Genomic DNA, 23,611 nt, shown 5'->3' with positions numbered 1-23,611 from the left:
AAGGCTCAATCGGCCGAGTTCTGAAGCTCGTCGGAAAGCGATGCGATCTCCTCGACGGCGGCGGCCAGCTCCTCGGCCCCGCGGGACTGCTGCTTGGCGGCCACGGCGGCCTCGGACGAGGCGCGCGAGGCTTCCTCGGCGGCGGCGGCGATCTGCTGGACGCCCTTCTTGGCCTCCTCGATCGAGCTGAGGATGACGTCGGCGCCCTTCAGGATGACGTCGTTGCCTTCCAGCACGACCGCCATGTCGCGCACCGCGTTGGCGATGTTGAGGGTGATGGCCTTGTTCTTGTCCACCTCGGCGGCCGAGGCCTGGGCGATCAGCTCCAGGTCGCGGCGCACGGCCACGATCTGGTCCTGGGTGGCCTTGACGACGTCCTTGATGCGCTCGGCGTTCTCGGCGCTGTCGCGGGCGAGGTTGCGGATGTCGGTCGAGACCACGGCGAAGCCCTTGCCGAACTCGCCGGCGCGCGCCGCCTCGATCGAGCCGTTCACCGCCAGCATGTTGGTCTGCACCGCGACGGTCGAGATGGCGTCCACGATCTTGTCGATGCGGCGGCTGACCAGCTCCAGTGCTGTGATCTGCTCGTTGCTCTTGCGGGTGTCGTCCAACGCCTTGACGACGCCGCTGATCAGCGCCTCGATGGCCTTGTTGCTGCCGTTGAGCAGGTCCGACATCTCGCGGGCGCGCTCCAGGGCGCCCGAGGCGGTGTCCTGCGAGATCTTGGCGCCGCGCTCGATCTGGTTGATCGCGGCCGAAGACTGCTGGGTCGCGGCCGAGGCCTGCTGGGAGCCGCGGTTGATCTGCTCGATGGCCGCCATGATCTGGGTGGCGGCGCTGGAGATCTCCTGCACGGCGGCCGACAGCTCCTCGGCGGCCGAGGCGACTTCCTCGGCGCTCTTGGTGATGTCGGTGGAGTTTTTCAGCTCCTCCGCGATGGTCTGCAGCTCGCTGGAGGCGGTCTGCGACTGGTTCAGCGCGGCCGTCTGCTGGTCCACCGTGCGCAGGGCCTCGTCCGACGCGGCGGACTGCTCCTCGGCGGCGGCGGCGATGCTCTCGGAGCCCTTCTGGGCCTCGCGGGCGGCGCGCTCGGATTCGACCGCGGCGGCGGAGATGTCGCCGGCGCCCTTGGCGAGCGTCACCATGTCCTGCCGGATCTGCTCCAGCGTGGTCGTGACCTCGCGGCCCTTCTCGACCTCGGTCTTGGCGACCTCGGCGGCGGAGTTGATGCCGTCGGCGATGACCTTGACCTCGGACTGGATCTGGCCGACGAGCGTCTGAATGTCGCGGGCCGACTTCTCGGAGGTCTCGGCGAGCGTGCGCACCTCGTCGGCGACGACGGCGAAGCCCTTGCCGTGCTGGCCGGCGCGCGCGGCTTCGATGGCGGCGTTCAGCGCCAGCAGGTTGGTCTGGTCGGCGATGCGGGCGACCGCCTTGACGATCTCGCCGATGTTGGCGGCCTGCTGCTCAAGCTCGATCACCATGGTGACGGAGGCGAGCTGGCGCTCGGCGTTGGCGCCGATGCTGTTGACCGAGGCGGTCATCTGGGCGTTCACGTCGCCCAGCAGGATCTGCAGCGTGTCCGACTTCTGGCGGCTGGCCTCGGCGCGCTCCTTGGCTTCCAGGATCGCGCTGGTGATGTTGGTGACGGCGGTCAGGGACTGCTGGGCGGCGCCCGACGCCTCCTGCGCGCCGACGGCGATCTGCTCCATCGACTTGCGGAGCTGCTCCGAGGCGGAGGCGGACTCGGCGATGCCGCTGGCCATCTGCGTCGTCGCGGAGGCGACGCGTTCGGCGACCTTCTGCTGGCGCGCGAAGGTGCGCGCGCGCTTGCGCTGCGCGTCCGCGGTGGAGGAACCGGTGCGTGCGCTGACCGGCGCGCTGCCGTTGGAAGCCGCCGGGTGGCCGACATCCATTTTCTTGACCAACGTCATGGGGGTGCTCCCGTCTGGTATCTGCCGACGCTTGGCGGCGGGGTGCAGACTGGCACCGCTCGGAAAAGGATAAAATTGGGGTGAACCCTACTAGGGTTTACCCTTAGGCGCCTCCGGCGGACGCGTTTCGCGGTTGTTCCGCCGGAGTTTCCAGACGGTGCAATTTCCTGACGGCGCGGTGCGGCTCAAACCTCGCGGCGCGGATCTGTCGCCAGGGTTACCCCGGTAAGCAGCGCCGGATCATGGTCTGCATTGGACGCCGGTCCATGGCGACGGCGCGCTTGCCAGGCCCGCAGGAGGCCTGCCGCGTGCCGCCGCATGTTCCAGGCTTCCAGCAGCGTCCGCCTGAGCAGGGTTGGACGGCAGGACCGCACGATGGAGCCGGACAGCCATATCGTTCGTTCATTGATCGTGATGCCCGGCGCCCAGACCAGTCCGAACAAGGCTGCGGGAACCATCTTCGTGGCGATGTCTGCCGACATCGCGTGGGTCAGGTCCTCCGAATGTTGGAAGCTGCCGTAAGCCTCCGCCTCCCCGGGATCCGGGCGATAGGTCAGCAGGTCCAGGGCGCGACAGCCTTCCGTCCGCAGAAACTCGACCATCTCCTGCGCCGGCACATCACCGGCGTCCAGCGCCTCCGTGAGATTGCGAGCGAAGGCCATGATGGATTTCTGCTGGATCTCAAGGCCCCACTCGAGCGCCGCCGTGTTCCGCTCCTCTCTCAGAAGCGGACCGGTCGTGCCCTTCTCCATGCGCTGAAAACCCTTCACGCCGCCATGGTCTGCGGCGGTGAAGGTCTCCACGAGGGCCGCATTGAACGGCAGGGCGCGGTGCGTGTATGTGGTGACGGTGTGTTGGGGCGGAAAAGCGGGCCTTTCCGTGAGGCCGAAATAAAATCCGTGCACGCCCACTTCCCGCAGATCGTCCGCCGTCGCCATGATGTCCTGAAGACAGCGCTGAAGGCGCCCGCGCCAGCCGACATCGACGATGCCGAAGGGGGTTCCGTCGCCGACGCCCTCCTGCCGCAGATAGGCCAGAACCAACTCGCGTTCATCGCTCGCGCGCTCCAGAAGGAGCGTCCGAACATCGGTATCCTCCAGAAGTTGGCGCAACCGGACCGAATCCGGAACGGCGAGCGGCCTGTCCCAGGCGTCGCGTTCCCACCCGGCGCGCGCAAGAGCCGAAGCCACCTCCAGGGGGCCGATCTTTGCCCGGGCGAGGATCTGCGCCAGCGTTTTTCCCGCGGGTCTCTCCGAGAACCACCCGGCCGTGGCCGTGTCGAGGGACGTTACGGAGGGAAGGAAATACGCCTGCCGGGAGGCATGCAGGTAGCGGCAGTCGATGGACCAGCCCAACCAGCCCGTCAGGACCTTGGCGATCTCACACAGGATTTGACCGTCCCTGGCCAGGAAATAGAGCCGGCCCAGCTTTCTGTTCTTCGCCTCCAGCAGCGTCCAGAGAACGAAACCCGTCAGAAGGGGGCCTGCGACATTGGCCGAGGTGTTCCAGATCGACTGGAGTCTTCCCTCTTCGAAAGAACCGCCGAGACGCGCGGCCCGAGCGCAGCCCGCCACGGCGGACCGCAGAAGTCTTGGTGCCTTTGGGTTGCCCTTGGCCGCGTAATAGCCCTCCTCATACCGGGTCGGCTCCTGGTTCCGGTAGAGTTGGGCGCGGATTCCGGTCTGCTTGGGGTTTTTGTAATCGCTGCGCGGATGGTCACCCGTGTGGGCGAGCCGATCCGCCGGTACGCCGGTGCTGCGCAGAACATGATCGAACAGACGGCCGGTTCGTTTCGTCAGCCCGCACCGGGATGAGGTGAACAGACGGATCCCCGTCCTGTCGAGGCCGCACTGGTCAAGCAGGCGCTCCACGAAGGTTTCATCGAAATAGGTGTCCGAAATCAGCAGAGGCGAGCCCGGCGCACGCCGCAGCCTGAACAGCATTTCCGCAATGGGCCGCACCGCCCGCAATTCCCGGCGACATTCCAGCTCTTGAGCGCGCCGGCTCTGCTCCGGCGTCCAGTCAAGCCGTTGGCCGAGGACGCCATAGATCGTGTCGAGGGAAACCTCCTCGCATGGGGAGATCTCACGCGCGTCCCGTTCCGCTGCCCTGCGCGCATCAGCCCAGGCCTCTGCGTCCCCGGGGTACAGCCCAGTCCGCTCCACATCCCGCCCCACCACGAGAAAAAGGTCGGCCGGCTTGAACCAGAGCCGCGTGATCAGCGTATCGAATACATCGAAGGACAGCAGCTCAGCCGCGCCGGTCCGTGGGTCGGCCAGGGCGGACCCCGCCTTTGGCGCATTGACCACCGAACCGGTTGCTTGGCCTTCGATCAGGGCTGCCGCCCAATTTTCCAGATCTATTTTCCGAAAGGAACGGCCAGGGCTTTCCCGCGGTGACGTGGGCATGCCCTTAGAGCCCGATGAAGGGCTGCGGCGGATGCCCGAGCATAATGGCGCGCGACGGCATCCAACCCGTCCATCCGGGAAGCATGCCCGGAGAGCCCGGCGCTGACCGATCCATTTTGGATGCCACAGGTCCTCCCTTGCACGCGCGACCGGCTTCAGGGTCCGATCATTGCCGGAAATCCTGAAGTGGCGCCTGGGATGCGGCAAGGACGCAGTCGATATGCCTCTTTAGCAGTAACGTAGAAGAGTTCCCTGGGATGTTGGCGAGAGGTACGGCTCCTTTGCAAATGGGTAAGCGGCGTTCTTGTCCAGGGTGGCGGCGCATGGATTGACCATGCGTGCGATGCTTCGGCGCCTTGGCTGGAGACGCATCGCACGGCATCGGGATCGACAGTTCCGCTCTTGAGCAAGGGTTCCGGATCGCTCCGCCGGGGTGTCCTTCACGCCTCGTATTCAGTCGGCCGGATTCCGCGCGGGGCGGCGAAAGGCGACAGGTCGCGTTTCAGGAAACGGCCGTGGCCCGGCCGTCCGACGACCCGGCCGGCTTCCACCACCGTCTCGCCGCGCACCAGCACCGTTTCCGGCCAGCCGGTGACCTCCATGCCCTCGTAGGGGGTGTAGTCGGCGCCGTGGTGCAGGAGGTCCTGGGTGATGGTGACGCGCCGTTCCGGGTCCCAGATCGCGATGTCGGCGTCGGCGCCCACGGCGATGCTGCCCTTGCGCGGGGCGAGGCCGTACATCTGGGCGTGGTTGGTGGAGGTCAGCGCCACGAACTGCTGGAGCGAGAGGCGCCCCTTGCCGACGCCTTCGGAGAAGAGGATGGGAAGCCGCGTTTCCACGCCGGGGATGCCGTTCGGGACCCAGCGGAAGGCGGTGCGCTCGCCGTGCTTCTTCTTGCCGGCGGGGCTGTCGTAGCGGAAGGGGCAATGGTCGGAGGAGAAGACAGAGAACAGCCCGTTGCCGAGCCCCGTCCAGCAGGCTTCCTGGCTGGCCTTGTCGCGCGGAGGCGGGCTGCAGACGTATTTCTCCCCCTCCATGTTCAGGGCCTTCAGGTCCTCCGCCGTCAGGGTCAGGTACTGCGGGCAGGTCTCCGCGAAGACCTTCAGCCCGCGCCCCTGCGCCCAGCGGATCTGCTCGATGGCGTCGGCGGAGGAGACATGGACGATCATGATCGGCACGTCGATCATCTCGGCAAAGGAGATGGCGCGGTGCGTGGCCTCGCGCTCCACCGGAACCGGGCGCGAGGCGGTGTGATAGTAGGGTTCGGTGCGGCCGGCCCGCTCCAGACGGTCGGTCAGGAAGCGGATGGCGTCGTAATTCTCGGCATGGACCATGACCAGCGCCCGCTCGCGCCGGGCCACGTCGAACACCTCCAGAAGCTCGCGGTCGTTCAGCTTCAGCCCGTCATAGGTCATGAAGACCTTGAAGGAGGTGTAGCCGTCCTTCACCAGGGCCGGCAGCTCCTGGCCCAGCACCCCCTCCGTCGGATCGGACACGATCAGGTGGAAGGCGTAATCGACGAGGCAGCGGCCATCGGCCTTGGCGTGATAGTCCTGCACGGCGGCGCGCAGGCTGCGCCCCTTGGCCTGGAGCGCGAAGGGGATGACCGTCGTGTTGCCGCCGCAGGCGGCCGAGGTGGTGCCGGACAGGAAGTCGTCGGCCATCACCGTCCCGTCGTCGCCGTCCTGGGCGATGTGGACGTGGCTGTCGATGCCGCCGGGCATCACGAGCCGCCCGGCGGCGTCGATGGACGGCGCGTCGGAGACGATCCGCTCGGCGAGCGCCACGATGCGCCCGTCCCGGATGCCGATGTCGCAGCGGCTGACGTCCGCCGCCGTCACCACCGTGCCGTTCCGGATCACCCGGTCGAAATCCGCCATCGTCAGAGTCCCTTTTCCATGCGCCGTTCCATGCGCGCCACCCGGCGCGAAACCCTTTGCCTTGCCCGTGGGCGTTACAGAATCCGGTCCAGGGCGGCGATCAGCCGGTCGACCTCGTCCAGCGTGTTGTAGTGGACGAGCGAGACGCGGACGACGCCGTTCGCCTCCGCCAGCCCGAGCGTCTCGATCAGGCGCTTGGCGTAGAAGTCCCCGAACCGGATGCCGATCCTGGCCTCGTCCACCCGCCGTACGATGTCGTCGGACGGGCGCCCCGGCACGACGAAGCTGATGGTGGGCACGCGCAGGGCGCGGTCCGCCTCGCGGTGGCCGATGATGCGCACGTCGTTGCGTCCGCGCAGATAGGACAGCAGCCGTTCGGCCAGAGCCTCCTCGTGCGCCGCGATGGCGTCGAAGGCGGCGAGGATGCGGGCGCGCCGGGGACCTTCGCTCCCGACGCGGGCGCCAAGCTCCTCCAGATAGCTCACGATCCCGGTGCAGCCGACCGCCAGCTCGTAATTCACGTTGCCCTGCTGGAGCTTGTAGGGAACCACGCTACGGTCGATGAAATAGTGGTTCAGGCTCGGCAGGGCGAGGAGATGTTCGTGCTTGCCGTACAGCACGGCGAAATGCGGGCCGTAGACCTTGTAGAAGCTGAACACGTAGTAATCGACGTCCCAGCCCGCGACGTCCACGGCCCGGTGCGGCGCGTAGGCGACGGCGTCCACGAGGAGCTTGGCGCCCCGTGCGTGGACGGCCCGCGCGATCTCGGCCACCGGGTTGATGGTGCCCAGGATGTTGGAGGCGTGGGTCACGCAGACGAGGCGCGTGCGCTCCCCCATCAGCGCCTCCAGATCCTCCAGGGCCAGATCCAGCGTGTCGGCGCGGACGGACCAGACCTTGATGGTGGCGCCCTTCTCCTGAAGCGTCTTCCAGGGGCCGATGTTCGCTTCGTGGTCGCTGTCGGTGACGATGATTTCGTCGCCCGGCCGGATGCTTTCGGCCATGGCCGAAGCCAGCGTGTAGATCAGCGCGGTCGTCGAGGGACCCATGACCAGCTCGTCCGGCCGCCGCGCGCCGATCAGTTCGGCGATCTGCGCGTGCGCGTCGGCAAGGCGGGCACCCGCCGTCCGCGACACCTCGTAGCTGGCGCCGAGCTGCACGCTCGTGGTGAGCAGGTAATCGCGGATCCGGTCGGCGACGCGCGTCAGGACCTGGGAGCCGCCGGCATTGTCCATGAAGGCCCATTCGCCCGCCAGGGCGGGGAACTGGGACCGGACGAAGCCGAGGTCGAGCGGGGCGGTCATGGGGTGAACTCCAACTGGGAAGAGGGCTGTCTTTCGACGGTGAGCGGCGTGTCGAGCGTGACGACCCGGCAGTCCAGGGCGGGGTCGGCCTCCTGCCACATCACCATCGCGAAGTCGCCCGGATGGTCGAGGGCCACCAGCGGGCAATGCCAGACGCCGCGGCCGTAATTGACGATCTGGCCCGGCGACGCCTCGAAGGCGGCCGCTGTCGCCGGATCGGGACCCCCGGACGCGTCCGCCAGGGCGGCGACCACCAGGAAGCGCCCGGCCGACATCGGGATGAAGGCCTGGCTGCTGCTGGGATGCTGCTCCATCTCCCGGACGGTGAAGGGCAGGCTGGATGGCTGGATGCGGTAGACGGCCAGCACCGGCGTGACTTGGCCGGCGCTTTCGAACAGGCAGTCGCCGTCGTAACGGATGCCCCGTCCCTCGTTCACGGGAAGGGCGCGGCCCGAGCCGGCGGAGGCCACCTGCCCGAAGGGGGCAAAGCCCTCCGGCGTCAGCGGCTGCGGGATGAGAGGAAGCAGGGCGGTCAATGGTTCAGCACCGAATGCAGGAAGGCGCGGGTGCGCTCCTCGCGCGGCGCCGTGAAGAAGGCGTCCGGTGTCGCCTCCTCGAGGATGCGGCCAGCTTCCATGAAGATGACGCGGTCGGCGACGCGCCGCGCGAAACCCATCTCATGGGTCACCACGATCATGGTCACGCCGGTGCGCGCGAGGCTCTGCACGACGTCCAGCACCTCGCCGACCATCTCCGGGTCGAGGGCGGAGGTCGGCTCGTCGAACAGCAGGACCTTGGGCTCCATCGCCAGGGCGCGGGCGATCGCGACGCGCTGCTGCTGGCCGCCGGACAGCTGCGCCGGGTGCTTGTCGGCTTGCGCCCCGATGCCGACGCGGTCCAGAAGATGGCGCGCCCGTGCCTCGGCGGCCTCGCGGGACAGGCCGCGCAGGCGCATGGGCGGCAGCGCCACGTTGCGCAGCACCGTCATGTGCGGGAACAGGTTGAAGTTCTGGAACACCATGCCGACCTCGCTGCGCACCGCGGCAAGGTTCCGGCCGGTTTCGACGCGGATCCCGTCCACGTGGATGTCCCCTGTGTCGTAGCGTTCCAGCAGGTTGACGCAGCGGATCAGGGTCGATTTGCCCGATCCGGACGGGCCGACGACCACCACGACCTCGCCCTCGGCGACCGTCAGGTCGATGCGGTCCAGCGCCTGGAAGGACCCGTAGAATTTGCTGACGCCGCGGATGTCCAGAATCGGCTTCATTCAGCGGCGCCCCTTTGCGAGATGGTTCTCCAGCGTGCCCACGGCACGCACCAGCGGCAGCAGCAGCAGGATGTAGATCGCGGCGGCCCCGATCAGCGGCGTGGGGTTCGCGGCCAGCGCCTGCGCCTGGGTGGCCTGCTTCAGCAGGTCCGGCATGGCGACCACGGACGCCAATGCCGTGTCCTTCATCACGTTGATGCAGTTGCTGGTCAGCGGCGGGATCACGATCCGAACCGCCTGCGGCAGGATGATGTCGATCATCATCCACCAGGACCGGAAGCCGAGCGCCTGGCTCGCCTCGAACTGCCCGCGGGGAACGGCCTGGATGCCCGCACGGAAGATCTCCGCCGCGTAGGAGGCGCTGACCATCGACAGCGCGGTCGTGGCGGCGGCGAAGGGCGACAGGCGAATCCCGACGAAGGGCAAGGCGTAATAGGTGATGATCAGCAGAACGAGGATCGGGATCGCGCGGAACAGGTCGATGTAGGCGACGGCCAGCCAGGTCAGGGGCCGTGGGCCGTAGAGCCGCGCCAGCGCGATCGCCAGGCCGCCGAGCAGCCCCAGCGCGATGCTGGTCAGGCCGAGCCCGAGCGTCGTGCCGAGCCCCATCAGGAGCAGCGGCAGCGAGTCCCTCAGGACGGCCAGGTTGAAGAAGGTGTCGACGATATCCATGGGTCCGGCTCGCGCTCGCTCCGCCACTTTTGGCCGCGCGCCCGGATGGCGGGCACGCGGCCTGGAGGGATCAGGACTTCTTCTTCGGGATGTCCAGCGGCTCGACGGTGCTCGTCCCCGCCTCCGGCTTGGCGCCGAACCATTTCTCGTGAAGGGCGGCGAGGGTGCCGTCCTTCTTCATGGCGCCGATCTGCTCGTTCACCGGCCCCAGCAGCGGGCTGTCCTTGGCCAGCATGACGGAGTAGCGCTCGCCGGTCGGAATGCGCTGGACCACTTTGAACTGCGGCTTGTCCTTGGTGTAGTAGAGCAGGGCCGGGATGTCGCTGATGTAGCCGTCGAGACGGGCGGCGGCGAGGTCGAGCATCGCCGGCTGAAGCCCCTCGAAACGGCGGATCTCCGCGATCTTGTAGGTTTGGGCGTTCTTCGCCGCCCACATGTCGCCGGTGGAGCCGGTGTCCACGCCGACGGATTTTCCGCCCAGCCCTTCCAGGTTCGTGATGCCGCTCTTGGACAGCACGGTCAGCGACTGGTCGCTGTCATAATAGGGCTGCGCGAAGGACACGGATTCCAGCCGCTTGTCGGTGATGGTGATCGAGGAGATGGCCATGTCGATGCGGCTGGACTGCACGGCGGAGAAGAGGCCGTTGAAGGGGATGTTGACGATCTCCACCGACTTGCCGAGCCGCTTGGCGGCCTCGTTCACAAGGTCGATCTCGAAGCCGACATAGGCGCCGCTGGCGTCCTGGAACTCCCAGGGAACGTTGCCGATGTTGGCGCCGACGGTCCAGTCGGCCGCCTGGGCCTGGACTCCCACGGCTCCGGTCAGGGCCGCGAAGGCGACGGTGATCGTCCTGAAAAATTTTACTCGCATGGTTCTTTCCCCAAGCCGTTGGAAGCGGATCGTTCGTGAAAGGCGCGGAAAGGAGCAGTTTCGCCGGCGGCTGCTCGAAAAATGGGCCTGACCGGTCAGACCAGTTTGATTGGACCTCTTTTCTGCGCTACCGTCAAGCCCATGGTATGCAAAACCCTGTTCGGGGCTGAGGAGCGGATATGATTGGTGGCCGCATGCTGGTGCCGCAGGCCGCGGCCCAGCGAATCCAGGCGATGATCGCCGAGAAGGGGATCAAGCCCGGCGAAAGGCTTCCGCCCCAGCGGGAGCTGGCGGAGAGCATGAACATCAGCCGCGCCTCCCTCCGCGAGGCCCTGTCCGCCCTGGAAACGCTCGGCGTCGTGCGGATCGAGGTGGGCCGGGGTGTCTTCGTCACGGATGGCCGGGCGCAGGAGGCGGTGCCGAAATGGCGCTACGCTGACCGCTTCTCCCTGCGGGAGGTCTACGAGGCACGCCTCGTCATCGAGCCGCAGGTGGCAAGCTTTGCCGCCGGATGCATGGCAGACGGTGAGATCGACGCCCTCGCGCGGAGCCTCGACCGGATGCGCGCCGCCTTCGAACGGCATGACCTGGTCGAGGCCGGCCTCGCCGACAGCGCCTTCCACGCCGCCATCGTCGAGCAATGCGGCAACCGCATGCTGGCCGAACTGCTCGGCACCGTCGGCGGCGTGCTGGGAGAGATCCAGCGCCTTCCCTTCGTGCGGCAGGAGCGGGTCTGGGAAACCGTCCGCGAGCATGAGGAGATCGTCCGTGCGCTGCGCACCCGCGACCCGCGCGCGGCCTCGTCCGCCATGGCGTCGCACATCGCGGGTGCAGCGGAACGGCTGGGCGTGCCGCTCGCCAGGGGCTGACCCGTCCGGAGACCCGCGCATCCCTCAGCCCATCAGCGAGACGTGGGCGGCGACGATGCGCCAGCCCTGGGGCATGCGCACCCAGCTCTGGCTCTGGCGGCCGACGCGCTCGGTGCCGGGGCGCAGGAATTCCGTGCTGGCGGTCGCCATGTCGCGCCCGTAGCTCGTGATCACCGTGTTGCGCAGCGTGCGGTCGAGCCCGGCCGACGGACGCGCCTTGCGGAAGGCGGCGATCGCCTCGTAGCCGTACAGATTCTCCCCGGCGCCGTAGCGCACGGTGTGCGGGCTGTCCCAGAACAGCTCGTCCAGCACCGCCACGTCGTTTCCGACGAGGGCGCGTTCGTACCGTTCGAAGGCGGCGGTGACCTCCGCGAGAACGTCGGGAAGATTGATGGCGGGCTGTTCGGCGGGCGTCGTCATGCGCGGGTCCTCATTGGGGTTCCTGTGTCCGGCGGGTCGGGTCAGCAGCAGCCACAGCTTTGAAACCAGTGCGCGACGCTGCTCTCGAACGGTTTCCAGTGCCGCTCCAGCGCCGCGAAGCGCGGCACGCTCTTCCGGTAGAGCGCCCGAAGCTCCGCCTCCATGGCGTCCAGGTCGACCCCCGTCGGTTTGCCGTCCGCCACGATGGTCCGCCCGGCCACGACGACGTCGCGCACGCAGGCCGTGTTGCCGCGGGCGAACAGCATGTCCAGGGGATCGACCGGCATGATGGCGTCGCGGTCGAGGCGGTCGTAATCCAGCACCAGAAAATCCGCCGGCTCTCCGGGCGCCAGCCTGCCGGTTCCCGGCGCGCCCGTCGAACGGCGCCCGTTCCGCACGGCCAGCTCCAGGAAATCGGCGCGGCTCCAGGTCCGTTCGAAGCCGGTGCCGTCATGCATCGTCTGGACGAGCCGCATCTCGCGCAGCGCGTCGTCGTCCTCGTCCAGCGCCAGCCCGTCGATGCCCACGGCGATGGCGCAGCCGCGCCGGTGGGCGTCGGCTATGGGGGCGAGGCCCGAATGAAGATGCAGGTTGGAGCTGAAGTTGGTGACGATGGTGGCGCCCGACTCCGCGATCAGGTCGAGTTCTTCAGGTGTGGCGTGGGTGCAGTGGGCGAGGCTCAGCCGTTCCGAGAGAAGGCCGATCTCCTTCAGATGGCGGAGGATTCCGCCGGGGAAGGTCCGGTCGGCCCAGCCGCGCTGGTAGACCGTCTCCAGCAGATGCATGTGCACCCGGCGTCCTGTGCGCGCGGACGCCTCCGCGATGGCTTCCAGCAACGCCGTGGAGCACCATTGCACGCCGGCCGGTCCGTACTGCACGTCCACCATGGGGCCGGCGATGGCGGAGGCGATGTCTTCCACCAGATCGACATAGGCGCCGGGCGTCATGGCGGGCCGGATGAAGCTGTCCTCCACGGTCCGCCGCGCCTCCTCGGGCAGCCCGGCGAGCAGGCCGCTTTCATCGCCGTAGACGATCGGGTTGCGGTCGCGGACCGCCGGCGCGAAGGCGAGGCGGATGCCGACGTCGCTTGCGGCCCGCGCGATGGCCTTGGCCTCCTCGACCATGGTCATCGTCCCGCTGGGGCGCGTGTAATGCACCATCATGGCGCCACAGCCTGCCCGCGCCGAGCGGCCGAGCGATACCGCGGCGGCCAGATAGGGATCGGGCGGTGTTCCGAAGGCCGAGCGCGCGATCCAGGTCTCCAGCGGCATGTTCGCGGCACCGAAGGAGGACATGGAGGGCCGCGCGTGATCGTGGGCGTTGACCAGCGCCGGAATGACCAGCCGCCGCCCGCCGGAGGGCGGCGGGCCGCCCTCCGTCACGCTGGTGATCACGCCGTCAGCGTGATGGAGGGCCATACCGGCGGCGACGCCGCGTCCGCCGCCGAGGAACAGGCCCGTGGCCGTGAGGATGCTGGTCATGCGGGCCTGCCCATTCCGTGTTCAGTTGGCGGTGTAGACCAGTTCACGCTCCGCGCGGGGCGGCAGGAACTCGCGGGAGAAGACCTCGGTCGTGGCGGGCGCCCGGCCGAGCTGGTAGCCCTCCACCACCATGCCGATGGCGCGCGTCATCCGGTCGTCCTTGATGTCGCCGACGCCGATCTCCTTCATCTCCGGCGACACGATGAGCTTGTCGAAGGAGAATTGCAGGCGCCGCTTCTCGACGGCGGCGTTGACGAGGTTGTCGTAGTTGATCACCGACTCCATGGCGGCGTTCTGGTCCTTGGCGATGGCGATCATCGCCTTGTTGGTCGCCCGCACCAGCCCGGCCACGGCCTTCGGGTTCGCCGCGATCAGCTTGCGCGAGACCATCAGCCCGTTCGAGTACAGGTCCAGCCCATGGTCGCCGAAGGCGAACCATTTGAAATCCTTGTCCGGGTCCTGGCGGTTGAGGACCAGGTTGAAGTAGCTCGTGATGTTGAAGACCAGGGCCGCGTCGATGTCGCCCTTGATCAGCATCGGCTCCTGAAGGTTCGGCGCCATGTTCGACAGCTTGATCTTCGCCATGTCCAGCCCGTTCTTGTGGGCGAAGACCGGCAGGAGGCGGGTGGTCGGCGTGCCCTGCGCGCCGCCGAGGGTCCGCCCCTCGAAATCCTTGGCCGAATTGATGCCGCTCGTCGCCTTGGTGACGATGGCGAAGGGAGGCTGGTTCCAGATCATGTAGACCATGACGGGGGCGTCCTGCGGCTTGGACGCGGCGTTCTGGATGATGGCGTTCACGTCGCCGAAGCCGGCGTCGTAGGCGCCGGACATGATGCGCGTGACGGTGGCGCCCGAACCTTCGCCCTGGTCGATGACGACGTTCAGCCCCTCTTCCTGGAAGAAGCCCTTGTCCTTCGCATAGAAGAAGGCGGCGTCGCTGCCCTGCGTCTTCCAGCCCAGGGTGAAGCGGATCGTCGTTTCCTCGGCCTTGGCGGCGCCGGCGAACAGCAGGCCGGCGACGAGGGTCGCGGTCAGTCGTTTGAGCATCCTTGTTCTCCTGAACGGGAAAGGGTGTGGGCGGGAAGGGGAGGCGATCACTGGTCGCCCTTCACTGGGCGGAGGCGACCAGATCGTTCTTGCGGGTGGCCCAGCCGGTGACGCGCCGCTCGACGAGCGAGAAGGCGACGTAGAGGGCGACGCCGAGTGCGGCGAGGATGAAGAGGCCGGCGAAGACGAGCGGCACGTCGAAGTTCGAGGACGCGCTCATCATCACGTTGCCGATCCCCCGGTTCGACGCCACCGTCTCCGCCAGCACGGTGCCGACGAAGGCGTAGGTGACCGCGACCTTCAGCGAGGCGAAGAGGAAGGGCATGGTCCGGGGCAGCCCGACGTTCCAGAGTATGTCCATCTTGCTGGCGCCGAGCGCCTTCAGAACGTCCTCCAGTTCCGGTTCGGTCGTGGCGAGGCCGGTGGCGATGTTCACGACGATCGGGAAGAAGCAGATCGCCAGCGAGGTGAGGATCGCCGGCACGGTGCCCGACCCGAACCACAGCACGAAGATCGGAACGACCGCGACCTTCGGGATCGAGGAGAAGCCGATCAGCAGCGGGTAGGCCGTGTCGTAGGCGACCTTCGACACGCCGATGAAGGCGCCGAGCACGACCCCCAGCGCGACGCCGAGCACGAAGCCGGCCATGGTGGTGGCGAGCGTCTGCAGGATGTGCGGCCATAGGACGGGAAGCCGGGCGACCAGCACCTCGGCGATCTGCGTCGGGCGCGGCAGGACGAGGTCCGACATGCCGGTCACGAGGCAGAACAGCTCCCACCCCGCGAAGAAGGCCAGGATCAGTCCGGCGGCCCAGGCCTTCCGTTTCATATCTTGGTTCGCCATGGTCATGCGCCGGCCTCCGTCATGGGCATGGTCCGCGCCTCGACGATGAGGTCGCGGAGCCGCTGGTTGAGCGCGACGAAGTCCGGCTCGAACGTCATCGCGATGCTGCGGGGGCGGGCGAAGGGAACGGCGCTGTCGTCGATGACGCGGCCGGGCCGGGCGCTCATCACGCAGATGCGGCTGGCGAGGAAGCCGGCCTCCCGCAGGTCGTGGGTGACGAGCAGGACCGTCGGGCGGTGGGCCAGCCACAGGTCCTGGAGGATCGACCACAGCTCCTCGCGGGTGAACTGGTCGAGCGCGCCGAAGGGCTCGTCGAGCAGGAGCACGCGCGGCTCGTGGATCAGGGCGCGGCAGAGGTTGGCCCGCTGGAGCATGCCGCCGGACAGCTGCCACGGGTAGCGGCCGGCGAACCCCTTCAGCCCGACCTGTTCCAGCAAGGCGTGCGCCTTGTCGCGGAAGGCGGATTTGCGCTGGCTCCGGAACTGCGACCGGAAGGGCTCGACGATCTTCAAGGGCAGCATCACGTTCTGCTCGATCGTCATCCAGGGCAGCATGGTGGGATTCTGGAAGGCCATGCCGACCCGCAGGGCCTTCGCCGCGACCTCGCGGCCGCCGACGATGACCGCACCCGCGGTCGGCTGCACGAGGCCGCTGGCGAGCCGCAGGATCGTGGACTTGCCGCAGCCCGACGGGCCGACCAGCGCCACGAACTCCCCGTCGGCGATGCGCAGGGTCGTTTCGGACAGGGCGGGCAGGGCGCCGGCGCCCTGCCCGAAGGTGACGGCGGCGCGCGACAACTCGATCGCGATGGCCGGGCGCCGGTCGGCGGGGACGGCGGGCGATCCGGCCTGCTGACCGGAAGGCGTGGCGTCGGCCGATCTGTTCTGCATGCTTGTCATGCTGGAAACTGTATGCAATGGCGATGCCATCGCGTTTCCGCCTTGCGAATCGCCGTCGCGGCCAAAGTGCATGCACTTGAAGCGCGCGTTCTTTGGGCATGAACGGGAAAACTGCATGCGGCATGGGCAATGCCACTGGGTTGCGCGCGGCGGCGGACAGGCCTACAAGCGGGACGATGCCCCAGGAGAAGCGGTGATGGCGCGGGACGAGGACAAGGACAACAGGGTGACGGACCGGGTCGGCTTCATCTGCCGCTCGCTGCGCCGCGCGATCATCGAGCAGGCGCTGGAGCCCGGGGCCAAGCTGCCCGAGGACGCGCTGGGGGAGCGTTTCGGCGTCAGCCGCACCATCGCCCGCCACGCGCTCGGGCAACTCGCGGCGGAGGGGCTGGTCGAGCTGCGCCGCAACCGCATCGCCGTCGTGGCGACCCCCAGCTGGCAGGAGGCGCGCGACACCTTCGACATCCGCCTGGGACTGGAGCGCCTGGTCGTCCGCCAGCTGTCCGGCCGCCTGACGAAGGCGCAGGTCGCGAAGCTTCAGGCGCATGTCGATGCCGAGGAGGAGGCGCGCAACGGCCCCGACGCGGTGTCCATCCGGCTGGCGACGGAATTCCACGTCATGCTGGCCGTGATGACGGACAGCCCCATCCTGATCCGTTACGTCAGCGAGATCGCCTACCGCTGCTGCCTGACCCTGTCGCTCTACAGCCGGCCGCATTCGTCGGAATGCGCGATCAGCGAGCACCGCGCACTGATCGCGGCGCTCGCCGCTGGCGAGACCGAAAAGGCGATGGGGATGATGGACCACCATCTCGATTCGGTGGCGAGCCGCGCCCTGGTGGCGCCCGGCAAGCCACGCGGGCGCGACATTATGGACATTCTGGCGCCCTACGCGGAGGCGGAGACCGCCCCGCCGGAGGCCGGCAAGGCCCCGGCGAAAGGTGGGGCAGGGCGCCGGAAGACGACGGCCTGACGCCGGTCAGGCCTCGATGCCGTGGCGCAGCAGCAGGCGCTCGGCGCTGTCGTTCCAGACGTCCATGGCGACGATCCGCCCCTCGCGCACGACGAAGCGGTCCAGGTAGCGGTTGCCCTCGAAGGGCGTCCCGTCCGGCCATTCCCCGTACAAGGTGCCGACGCTGTAGACGACGGTTTCTCCCTCGCCTGGGCAGACGTCGAAGCGGTCCATGCGCTTCTTGACCCAGCGGTACCGCCCCGCGTTGAAGCCCGTCGGTCCGCTCGGGTGATCGAACACACGCCCGCCGGTGAAGGTGATCCGCGTTCCCGGCGCCATGTAGCTGGCGGCCTTCTCCGGATCCGGGGCCATGGAGGCCTCCAGATAGGCCCGCACGATCTCGGCGTCGGAAAGTGCGTGCGGTGTCTCGGCGGGCGGGTTCGGCATGGAGAATCCTCTTCGGTTCGGCCGCGGCCCATGCCGCGACCGGACCGGATGACATCACAGGAACTGCGTGCGATGGAAGTGGAAAACTGCATGCAGTTTCAACTGACATTTGGGTTCACCCGGTGTAGCGTTCCCGTCGGATCGGACACAACGGCTGCGGGACGCGCCCCATGAGCGACAACGGCTTCGACCTCATCCTGCGCGCAAGCAGGCCCAGCGGCTCCAGCGGATTGGTGGACATCGGCGTCCGCGGCGGCCGGATCGCGGCGATGGCGCCCCTGCTGGACGTGGAGGCGCCGGAGATCCTCCTCGGCGGCAAGCTCGTCTTCGCCGGATTCGTCGACACGCATGTGCATCTCGACAAGGCCTGCCTTCTCGGGCGCTGCGGGCATCGCCATGGCGATCTCGGCGCCGCGATCCGCGCCGTGTCGCAGATGAAGCGGGACTTCACGGAAGAGGACGTCTACGCCCGGGGCGCGCGCGTCCTGGAAAAGGCGATCCTGAAGGGGACCACGCGCATGCGGACCCATGTCGAGGTCGATCCCCGTGTCGGATTGCGCAGCTTCGAAGCGATCAAAGCCCTGCGCCGGGATTACGCGTGGGCGATCGACCTGTCGATCTGCGTCTTCCCGCAGGAAGGCCTGACCAACGATCCGGGAACGGAGGAGCTGCTTCTGGCCGCGCTGGCGGACGGGGCCGATGTCCTGGGCGGATGCCCCTACACCGACAGCGACCCCGAGGCGCAGATCGACCGGCTGTTCGACCATGCGGAGCGGTTCGGCGTCGATCTGGACTTCCATCTCGATTTCGATCTCGACGCATCCTGGTTCCATCTCGACGAGGTGTGCCGCCAGACCGTCCGGCGCGGCTACCGGAACCGGGTCGCGGTCGGGCATGTCACGAAGCTCTCCGCCCTGCCGCCGGACGATCTTGCCCGTGCCGCCGGGCGGCTCGCCGAGGCGGGCGTCGCGGTGACGGTCCTGCCGGCCACGGACCTTTATCTCATGGGGCGGGGCGCCAGCCACAACGTGCCGCGCGGCGTGGCGCCGGCGCACCGGCTGGTGCAGGCCGGCGTGGTCTGTTCGGTGGCGACGAACAACGTCCTCAACCCCTTCACCCCCTTCGGCGACGCCTCGCTGTTGCGGATGGCGAACCTCTACGCGAACGTCGCCCAGGCCGAGCCCGGCGACTTCGACCTCTGCTTCGACCTCGTAACCAAGCTGCCGGCGCGGCTGATGAGTCTTGGGGATTACGGCGTGGCGGTCGGGCACCCGGCCGATCTGGTCGTGCTGGACGCGGCGAGCCCCGCCGACGCCCTGGCGGAGATCGCGGATCCGCTCATGGGCTTCAAGGCGGGGCGGCAGACCTTCGTCAGGCCGCCGGCCGCCCTGATGGCCCCCTGACCGCCAGCACCAGGGCGGCATGGCCCGGCAGGCACCAGCCCTTCCCGGTGAAGGGCTCCGGCGCACCGTGGCCGCCGTAGGCGGGGGCCTCGCTGGACCAGAGGAGACACCATTCCCGGCCGAGCGGCGGGGCGAGCAGCGGTTCCGGCAGGACCGCCATGGTCAGGTCGCGCCCGAGATTGACGAGCATCAGCCGGTCGTCCCCCTCCTCCCCGAAAAACCGCAGGCAGAAGGCCTCCTCGCCCAGCACGGCGCCGTCCAGCCCGCCCCGGCGCTGGCGGCGGAACACCGCATCCTCGCGGCGCAGGCGCAGCAGGTCACGGTGCAGGGCGAGCATGCCCGCATGCGGCTCCCGCTCCCGTTCCGCATGGTCGAGCTTGCAGCGCCGGAAGGTCTCCTCCTCGTGCGGCGGAGCGAGCCGCGCCTGCATCGCCGGGGTGGCGAGGCTCGGGAACTGGGACAGGAACTCCGCCCGGCCTTCCGCCACCTTGAGCGCCAGCCAGTCCGCATGGTCGGCGAAATAGAGGAAGGGGGCCGAGGCCGCGAACTCCTGCCCTTGGAACAGCATCGGCGTGCCGGGGCCGAGCAGGGTCAGCGCCGTCATGGCGCGCAGCCGCCCCGGCGCGGCCAGCCGGTCGATGCGCAGGCCCCGGCCGGAATTGGCGATCTGGTCATGGTTCTGGAGAAAGGTGACGATGGCCGGCGGCGGCACGGCGAAGGCCGGCATGCCCCGGGGCTTGCCCTGCCAGGCGTACCATTGGCCCTGGTAGAGGAAGCCGTGCTTCATGGCCGACACGAACTCCTGCGGCGTGCCGCGATAGTCCGTGTAATAGGCCTCGTTCCGCCCGATCAGGGCCACCATGGCGGCGTGGTGATAGTCGTCGTTCCAGATGGCGTCGAGCCCGAAGCCGCCATCCTCGATAGGCTGGACCATGCTGGCGTGCTGGGGCTCGTTCTCGCCGATCAGGATGGTGGCGCGGTCCCCGGCGGCGCCCCGCACGGCGCGGGCGATCTCCGACAGGATGTGCGGCGTGCCGTCGTCGAAGATTTGCTGCGTGGCGTCGAGCCGCAGCCCGTCCATATGGTACTCGTCGATCCAGAAAGCCGCGTTGCACAGGAAGAACTCGCGCACCGGCCCGCTGTCCGGCCCGTCGAAGTTGATCGCCTCGCCCCACTCGTTCTCGTGCCGGTCCGTGAAGTAGGCGTCGGCGAAGCACTTCAGGTAATTCCCGTCAGGGCCGAAATGGTTGTAGACTACGTCCAGGATGACCGCGAGCCCCAGCGCGTGCGCCCGGTCGACGAAGCTGCGCACATCGTCCGGTTTTCCATAGAGCCGCGTCGGCGCGAACAGCCCGACGCCGTCGTAGCCCCAGCCGAAGCGGCCCGGAAACTCGGCCAGCGGCATCAGCTCCAGCACCGTGACGCCGAGGTCGGCGAGGTGCTGCAACTCCCGCATCGCCGCTTCCAAGGTTCCCTCCGGCGTGAAGGTGCCGATGTGCATCTCGTAGATCACCTGTCCCTCGATGGGCCGGCCCTTCCAGCCCTGGTCGGTCCAGGCGAAGCCCCGGGGATCGACGAGCTGCGACGGCCCGTGCGGCCCGCCGGGCTGGAAGCGCGACGCCGGGTCGGGATAGAGCGTCCGGTCATCGTCGAGCCGCAGCCGGTACAGGCTGTTGACCGCCACACCCTCCAGAAGCGTGGAGAAATAACCGTTCCCCTCCGCCTCCAGCGGCACCGACCGCATCTCCGGCTCCAGCACGATGGAGACGTGCTGGCGCTTCGGCGCCCAGACGCGGATGTGCGCCCGGTTCTCCCCGACGACCTCCATGCCGATCGGGTAGCGCCGTTTCACGGTCGCGTCGGAACGGGCGGGTTGGCTCTCCATGGTCCTGCATCCCGGATGTGATCGCGCCGACGGGCTGTGCGCGGCGGCGCTGCGGGAAACAGACGGGAGAGAGCAGAATTCCGCGAGGAGATCGTCAGAAGGGTCCACGCTCCTGCATGGCAGGCTGGTCCCGGTCAGGAAAATTCATGAGCGGGGAGTCGAAGAAATCGTCCCAGACGCTGTCCGCCGGAACGATCACCCGACGGGTACCCTCGCGCAGGATGACGACCTCGCGCACGCCCGGCGGGAAAGCAATCTCCTTCGGAAGACGGACGGCCCCTCACGACCGGCGGGGCGGTTGCGGCACTTCGCCGATGGGCAGTTCGAACTGGCGGGGGCGCTGGCCGAACAGGTCGGCGGGGGCCTGTTCATTCTCGCGGGCGCACTCCTCGACATAGCGCGTCAGGTAATCGCGCACGATTTCGGCCAAGGGAATGTCCCTTTGCCGTGCGTAATTCCTGGCGGCGACCTTCACGCGGCTGTCGATCCGCAAGGAAATGGTCGCCTTTTTGGGCCGGTAGCCGGGAGGAGCCATGGTGCGCGATCATCGTTTGGTTCGCCGATACACTTCCGATTATTCCGAACCCCGGGCCAACGGCAAGGGCAATGCCGCGAAAGACTCAAGTTTTCTGGGGATGGTTGTGTGGACGATCGGGTGGATAATCCGGCGGAGGCGGGCTTTCTCCACAAATTCGGTGGATAGCCCTGTGCATGGAATGCGGATGATGCACGGACGGACCCTGACTCTGGCGGGTGTGGGCTGTGTATAAATAGCTCTGCCCAAAAATCAGGCATATATGGACAGGAGTCCGCCCTCGCTCCCGGCCCCGCCGCCGTAGGCGATGCCCCATTCCTTCAGGCGGGTGTGGCGCGGCTTGGTCATGGTGCCGTAGACGGCCACCGCGCAGGCCCGCTTGTCGCCGACCAGGATCACCAGCCGCCGGCCGCGCGTGACGCCGGTGTAGAGCAGGTTCCGCTGCAGCATGATCCGGTGCTGGAGCAGGACCGGAATGACCACGATCGGGTATTCGGACCCCTGGCTCTTGTGGATCGTCGTGGCGTAGGCCAGCGCGATCTCGTCCAGCTCGTCGAAGCGGTAGGGGACGGGCCGCTCGTCGAACTCCACGACCAGCTCCCCCTCCTCCATGTCGATGGAGCGGATGAGGCCGAGGTCGCCGTTGAAGGCTTCCTTGTCGTAGTTGTTGGTCAGCTGCATGACCTTGTCGCCGACGCCGAAGAGCTGCCCGAACCGCTCCACCCGCGCCGCCTGCGGGCCGGAGGGCGGGTTGATGGCCTTTTGCAGCTCCACGTTCAGCGAGCGCGCCCCGGCGGCGCCCAGATTCATCGGGCAGAGCACCTGGATGTCGCGCACCGGGTCGCAGCTCTGGCTTTTCGGCAGGTGACGGGCGACCAGATGGGTGATGGTGCGCACGGCCTCGGCCGGGCTGGGCGCGTTGACCCAGTGGAAGTCGCTCGCCTCCCCCTTCGCCGGCAGCTCGGGAAGCTGGCCCGCGTTGATGCGGTGGGCGTTGGTGATGATGCGGCTGCTGGCCGCCTGCCGGAACACCTCGGTCAGCCGCACCACCGGCACCATGCCGGACTCGATGATGTCGGCCAGCACGCGGCCCGGCCCGACGCTCGGCAGCTGGTCCACGTCGCCGACCAGGACCAGCGCCATGCGCTGCGGCAGCGCCCTGGTCAGCGCGTACATCAGCGGCACGTCCACCATCGAGGTCTCGTCCACCACCAGCAGGTCGCCCTCCAGCGGGTTCTCCTCGTTGCGCTTGAAGCCGCCGCTGCGCGGGTCGATCTCCAGCAGCCGGTGCAGCGTTTTCGCCTCCAGCCCGGTGGCCTCGGTCATGCGTTTGGCGGCCCGGCCGGTCGGAGCGGCCAGCAGCATGCGCACGCCCTTGGCGGCGAGGATCTTCAGGATGGCGTTGACCAGCGTCGTCTTGCCGACGCCGGGCCCGCCGGTGACGACCAGCGCCTTGGAGGTCAGCGCCCGGCGGAGTGCCGCCGCCTGGCTTTCGGCGAGCGTGATGCCGGCCTTGCCCTCCACCCAGGGCAGGGCGCGCTCCAGGTCGATCTCGCCCCAGGGCAGGGGGCCGCGGGCGACCTGCACCAGCCGCTCGGCGATGTTGCGTTCGGAATGAAAGAGCCAGCCCAGGAACAGGGCCGGCTCCCCGTTCAGGGTGCTTTCCACCAGGGTGGTCTCGCCGATCTCCTCCTTCAGGGCCTGCTCGACCAGGGTGGATTCCACCTCCAGCAGCCCGGCGGCCTTCTCGACCAGCTCGGCGCGCGGCAGGCCGCAATGCCCCTCGCCCATGGCCTCCGACAGGACGTGCGACAGGCCGGCGCGCACGCGCAGCAGGGAGTCCCGCCCGATGCCGAAACGCTGCGCGATCCCGTCCGCCGTGACGAAGCCGATGCCCCGCACGTCCTTGGCGAGGCGGTAGGGATTCTCGGTGATGAGGCGGACCGCGTCGGTCCCGTAGAGCCGGTAGATCCGCACGGCGCGGGCCGTTCCCACACCATGCTCGTGCAGGAAGACCATGATGTCGCGGATGGCCCGCTGCTCGTGCCAGCCCTCGACGATCTGCTTGGCGCGGCCGGCACCGATGCCCGGCACGGCGCGCAGCCGCTCCGGCTCGTTCTCCACCACGTCGAAGACCGCGTCGCCGAAGGCCTGGATCAGCTTGCGCGCGTAGACCGGGCCGATCCCGCGCATGAGGCCGGAGGCCAGATACTTCTCGATGCCCTCGGCCGAGGCGGGCGGGGCGGCCTGGAGGAAGTCGGCCTGGAACTGCAGGCCGTGGGCGCGGTCGTTCACCCATTTGCCGGCGGCCTGGATGCTCTCCCCCGGTGCTATGGCGGCGGCGCGCCCGACGACGGTCGCGATGTCGCGCCGCCCGCGCGCCTTCACCCGCAGCACGCAGAATCCCGTCTCCGCGTTGTGGAAGGTCACCCGCTCGACGGTGCCGACGACCAGCTCGCGGTCGTCGCCGGGGTGTGGGGGAGCGGTCGTCAT

The 23,611-nt window shown here is 68.3% G+C and carries 20 protein-coding genes and 1 pseudogene; 3 read left to right on the top strand and 18 right to left on the bottom strand.

The features are described from left to right. Positions 1-5 precede the first annotated feature (5 nt). The 8 genes from JUB11_RS25585 to JUB11_RS25550 all read right to left on the bottom strand — a co-directional run bounded on the left by JUB11_RS25585 (position 6) and on the right by JUB11_RS25550 (position 10,336). Entirely contained in the window at positions 6-1,934 is a 1,929-nt protein-coding gene (locus JUB11_RS25585; protein ID WP_207461619.1) for a methyl-accepting chemotaxis protein, read from the bottom strand. 185 nt (positions 1,935-2,119) lie between these two features. Then, positions 2,120-4,342 carry a hypothetical protein gene (locus tag JUB11_RS25580; protein ID WP_207461618.1) on the bottom strand — a complete coding sequence of 741 codons (2,223 nt, stop codon included), beginning with the start codon at positions 4,340-4,342 and terminating at the stop codon, positions 2,120-2,122. Between the two features lie 440 nt (positions 4,343-4,782). Continuing rightward, positions 4,783-6,222: a dihydropyrimidinase gene (gene hydA, locus JUB11_RS25575; RefSeq protein WP_207461617.1), complete on the bottom strand. Its 1,440-nt coding sequence runs from the start codon at positions 6,220-6,222 to the stop codon at positions 4,783-4,785. A gap of 74 nt (positions 6,223-6,296) precedes the next feature. Beyond that, on the bottom strand, positions 6,297-7,526 hold the full coding sequence (locus JUB11_RS25570) for a cysteine desulfurase-like protein (protein WP_207461616.1): 1,230 nt from the start codon (positions 7,524-7,526) through the stop codon (positions 6,297-6,299). Next, positions 7,523-8,062, bottom strand: coding sequence for an ureidoglycolate lyase (locus JUB11_RS25565; RefSeq protein WP_207461615.1), 540 nt, complete (start codon positions 8,060-8,062; stop codon positions 7,523-7,525). The genes JUB11_RS25570 and JUB11_RS25565 overlap by 4 nt, the downstream gene beginning before the upstream one ends. Then, on the bottom strand, positions 8,059-8,793 hold the full coding sequence (locus JUB11_RS25560; protein WP_211112614.1) for an amino acid ABC transporter ATP-binding protein: 735 nt from the start codon (positions 8,791-8,793) through the stop codon (positions 8,059-8,061). The genes JUB11_RS25565 and JUB11_RS25560 overlap by 4 nt, the downstream gene beginning before the upstream one ends. Then, positions 8,794-9,465 (bottom strand): amino acid ABC transporter permease, encoded by a 672-nt coding sequence (locus JUB11_RS25555; protein ID WP_207461614.1) that lies wholly within the window; start codon positions 9,463-9,465, stop codon positions 8,794-8,796. A gap of 70 nt (positions 9,466-9,535) precedes the next feature. Then, positions 9,536-10,336, bottom strand: coding sequence for a transporter substrate-binding domain-containing protein (locus JUB11_RS25550; RefSeq protein ID WP_207461613.1), 801 nt, complete (start codon positions 10,334-10,336; stop codon positions 9,536-9,538). Positions 10,337-10,515: 179 nt separating this feature from the next. Here JUB11_RS25550 and JUB11_RS25545 point away from each other — a divergent pair, with 179 nt between their 5' ends. Next, on the top strand, positions 10,516-11,205 hold the full coding sequence (locus JUB11_RS25545; RefSeq protein ID WP_207461612.1) for an FCD domain-containing protein: 690 nt from the start codon (positions 10,516-10,518) through the stop codon (positions 11,203-11,205). A 24-nt stretch (positions 11,206-11,229) separates the two neighbouring features. Here the strand turns inward: JUB11_RS25545 and hpxZ are convergent, their stop codons facing one another. From hpxZ to JUB11_RS25520, 5 genes are all read right to left on the bottom strand, one after another. Beyond that, complete coding sequence (hpxZ, locus tag JUB11_RS25540) at positions 11,230-11,625, bottom strand: oxalurate catabolism protein HpxZ (protein ID WP_207461611.1); 396 nt, start codon at positions 11,623-11,625, stop codon at positions 11,230-11,232. 41 nt (positions 11,626-11,666) lie between these two features. Next, entirely contained in the window at positions 11,667-13,106 is a 1,440-nt protein-coding gene (locus JUB11_RS25535) for an amidohydrolase family protein (protein ID WP_207461610.1), read from the bottom strand. 21 nt (positions 13,107-13,127) lie between these two features. After that, entirely contained in the window at positions 13,128-14,153 is a 1,026-nt protein-coding gene (locus JUB11_RS25530) for an ABC transporter substrate-binding protein (RefSeq protein ID WP_207461609.1), read from the bottom strand. 61 nt (positions 14,154-14,214) lie between these two features. Further along, positions 14,215-14,997 (bottom strand): ABC transporter permease, encoded by a 783-nt coding sequence (locus JUB11_RS25525; RefSeq protein ID WP_207461608.1) that lies wholly within the window; start codon positions 14,995-14,997, stop codon positions 14,215-14,217. 2 nt (positions 14,998-14,999) lie between these two features. After that, on the bottom strand, positions 15,000-15,887 hold the full coding sequence (locus JUB11_RS25520) for an ABC transporter ATP-binding protein (protein WP_207461607.1): 888 nt from the start codon (positions 15,885-15,887) through the stop codon (positions 15,000-15,002). Positions 15,888-16,011: 124 nt separating this feature from the next. Between JUB11_RS25520 and JUB11_RS25515 the strand changes: the two genes are divergently transcribed. Continuing rightward, positions 16,012-16,869, top strand: coding sequence for a GntR family transcriptional regulator (locus tag JUB11_RS25515; protein ID WP_247887319.1), 858 nt, complete (start codon positions 16,012-16,014; stop codon positions 16,867-16,869). Between the two features lie 6 nt (positions 16,870-16,875). Here JUB11_RS25515 and JUB11_RS25510 read toward each other — a convergent pair whose 3' ends face one another. Then, positions 16,876-17,295, bottom strand: a complete 420-nt coding sequence (locus JUB11_RS25510; RefSeq protein ID WP_207461606.1) for a nuclear transport factor 2 family protein — start codon at positions 17,293-17,295, stop codon at positions 16,876-16,878. A 170-nt stretch (positions 17,296-17,465) separates the two neighbouring features. Between JUB11_RS25510 and JUB11_RS25505 the strand changes: the two genes are divergently transcribed. Next, complete coding sequence (locus tag JUB11_RS25505) at positions 17,466-18,698, top strand: amidohydrolase family protein (protein WP_207461605.1); 1,233 nt, start codon at positions 17,466-17,468, stop codon at positions 18,696-18,698. On the opposite strand, the gene treZ is transcribed toward JUB11_RS25505, so the two are convergent. The 4 genes and pseudogenes from treZ to JUB11_RS25490 all read right to left on the bottom strand — a co-directional run bounded on the left by treZ (position 18,667) and on the right by JUB11_RS25490 (position 23,611). Next, positions 18,667-20,583 carry a malto-oligosyltrehalose trehalohydrolase gene (gene treZ / locus JUB11_RS25500; RefSeq protein WP_247887318.1) on the bottom strand — a complete coding sequence of 639 codons (1,917 nt, stop codon included), beginning with the start codon at positions 20,581-20,583 and terminating at the stop codon, positions 18,667-18,669. The two genes, JUB11_RS25505 and treZ, sit on opposite strands and share 32 nt — an antisense overlap. Before the next feature lie 94 nt (positions 20,584-20,677). Next, positions 20,678-20,848, bottom strand: a pseudogene (locus JUB11_RS32540) (AbrB/MazE/SpoVT family DNA-binding domain-containing protein); the annotation flags it as partial. Positions 20,849-20,863: 15 nt separating this feature from the next. Continuing rightward, entirely contained in the window at positions 20,864-21,076 is a 213-nt protein-coding gene (locus tag JUB11_RS33295) for a hypothetical protein (RefSeq protein ID WP_207461638.1), read from the bottom strand. Between the two features lie 294 nt (positions 21,077-21,370). Continuing rightward, the gene (locus JUB11_RS25490) at positions 21,371-23,611 is read right to left on the bottom strand and encodes an ATP-dependent RecD-like DNA helicase (RefSeq protein WP_207461604.1); all 2,241 of its coding nucleotides are present in this window, start codon (positions 23,609-23,611) and stop codon (positions 21,371-21,373) included.

The sequence above is a fragment of the Azospirillum sp. SYSU D00513 genome, assembly GCF_017356015.1.
GTDB lineage: Bacteria > Pseudomonadota > Alphaproteobacteria > Azospirillales > Azospirillaceae > Azospirillum.
The sequence above is the reverse complement of the archived record's forward strand: the minus strand, read 5'-3'. Positions and strand labels throughout refer to the sequence as shown.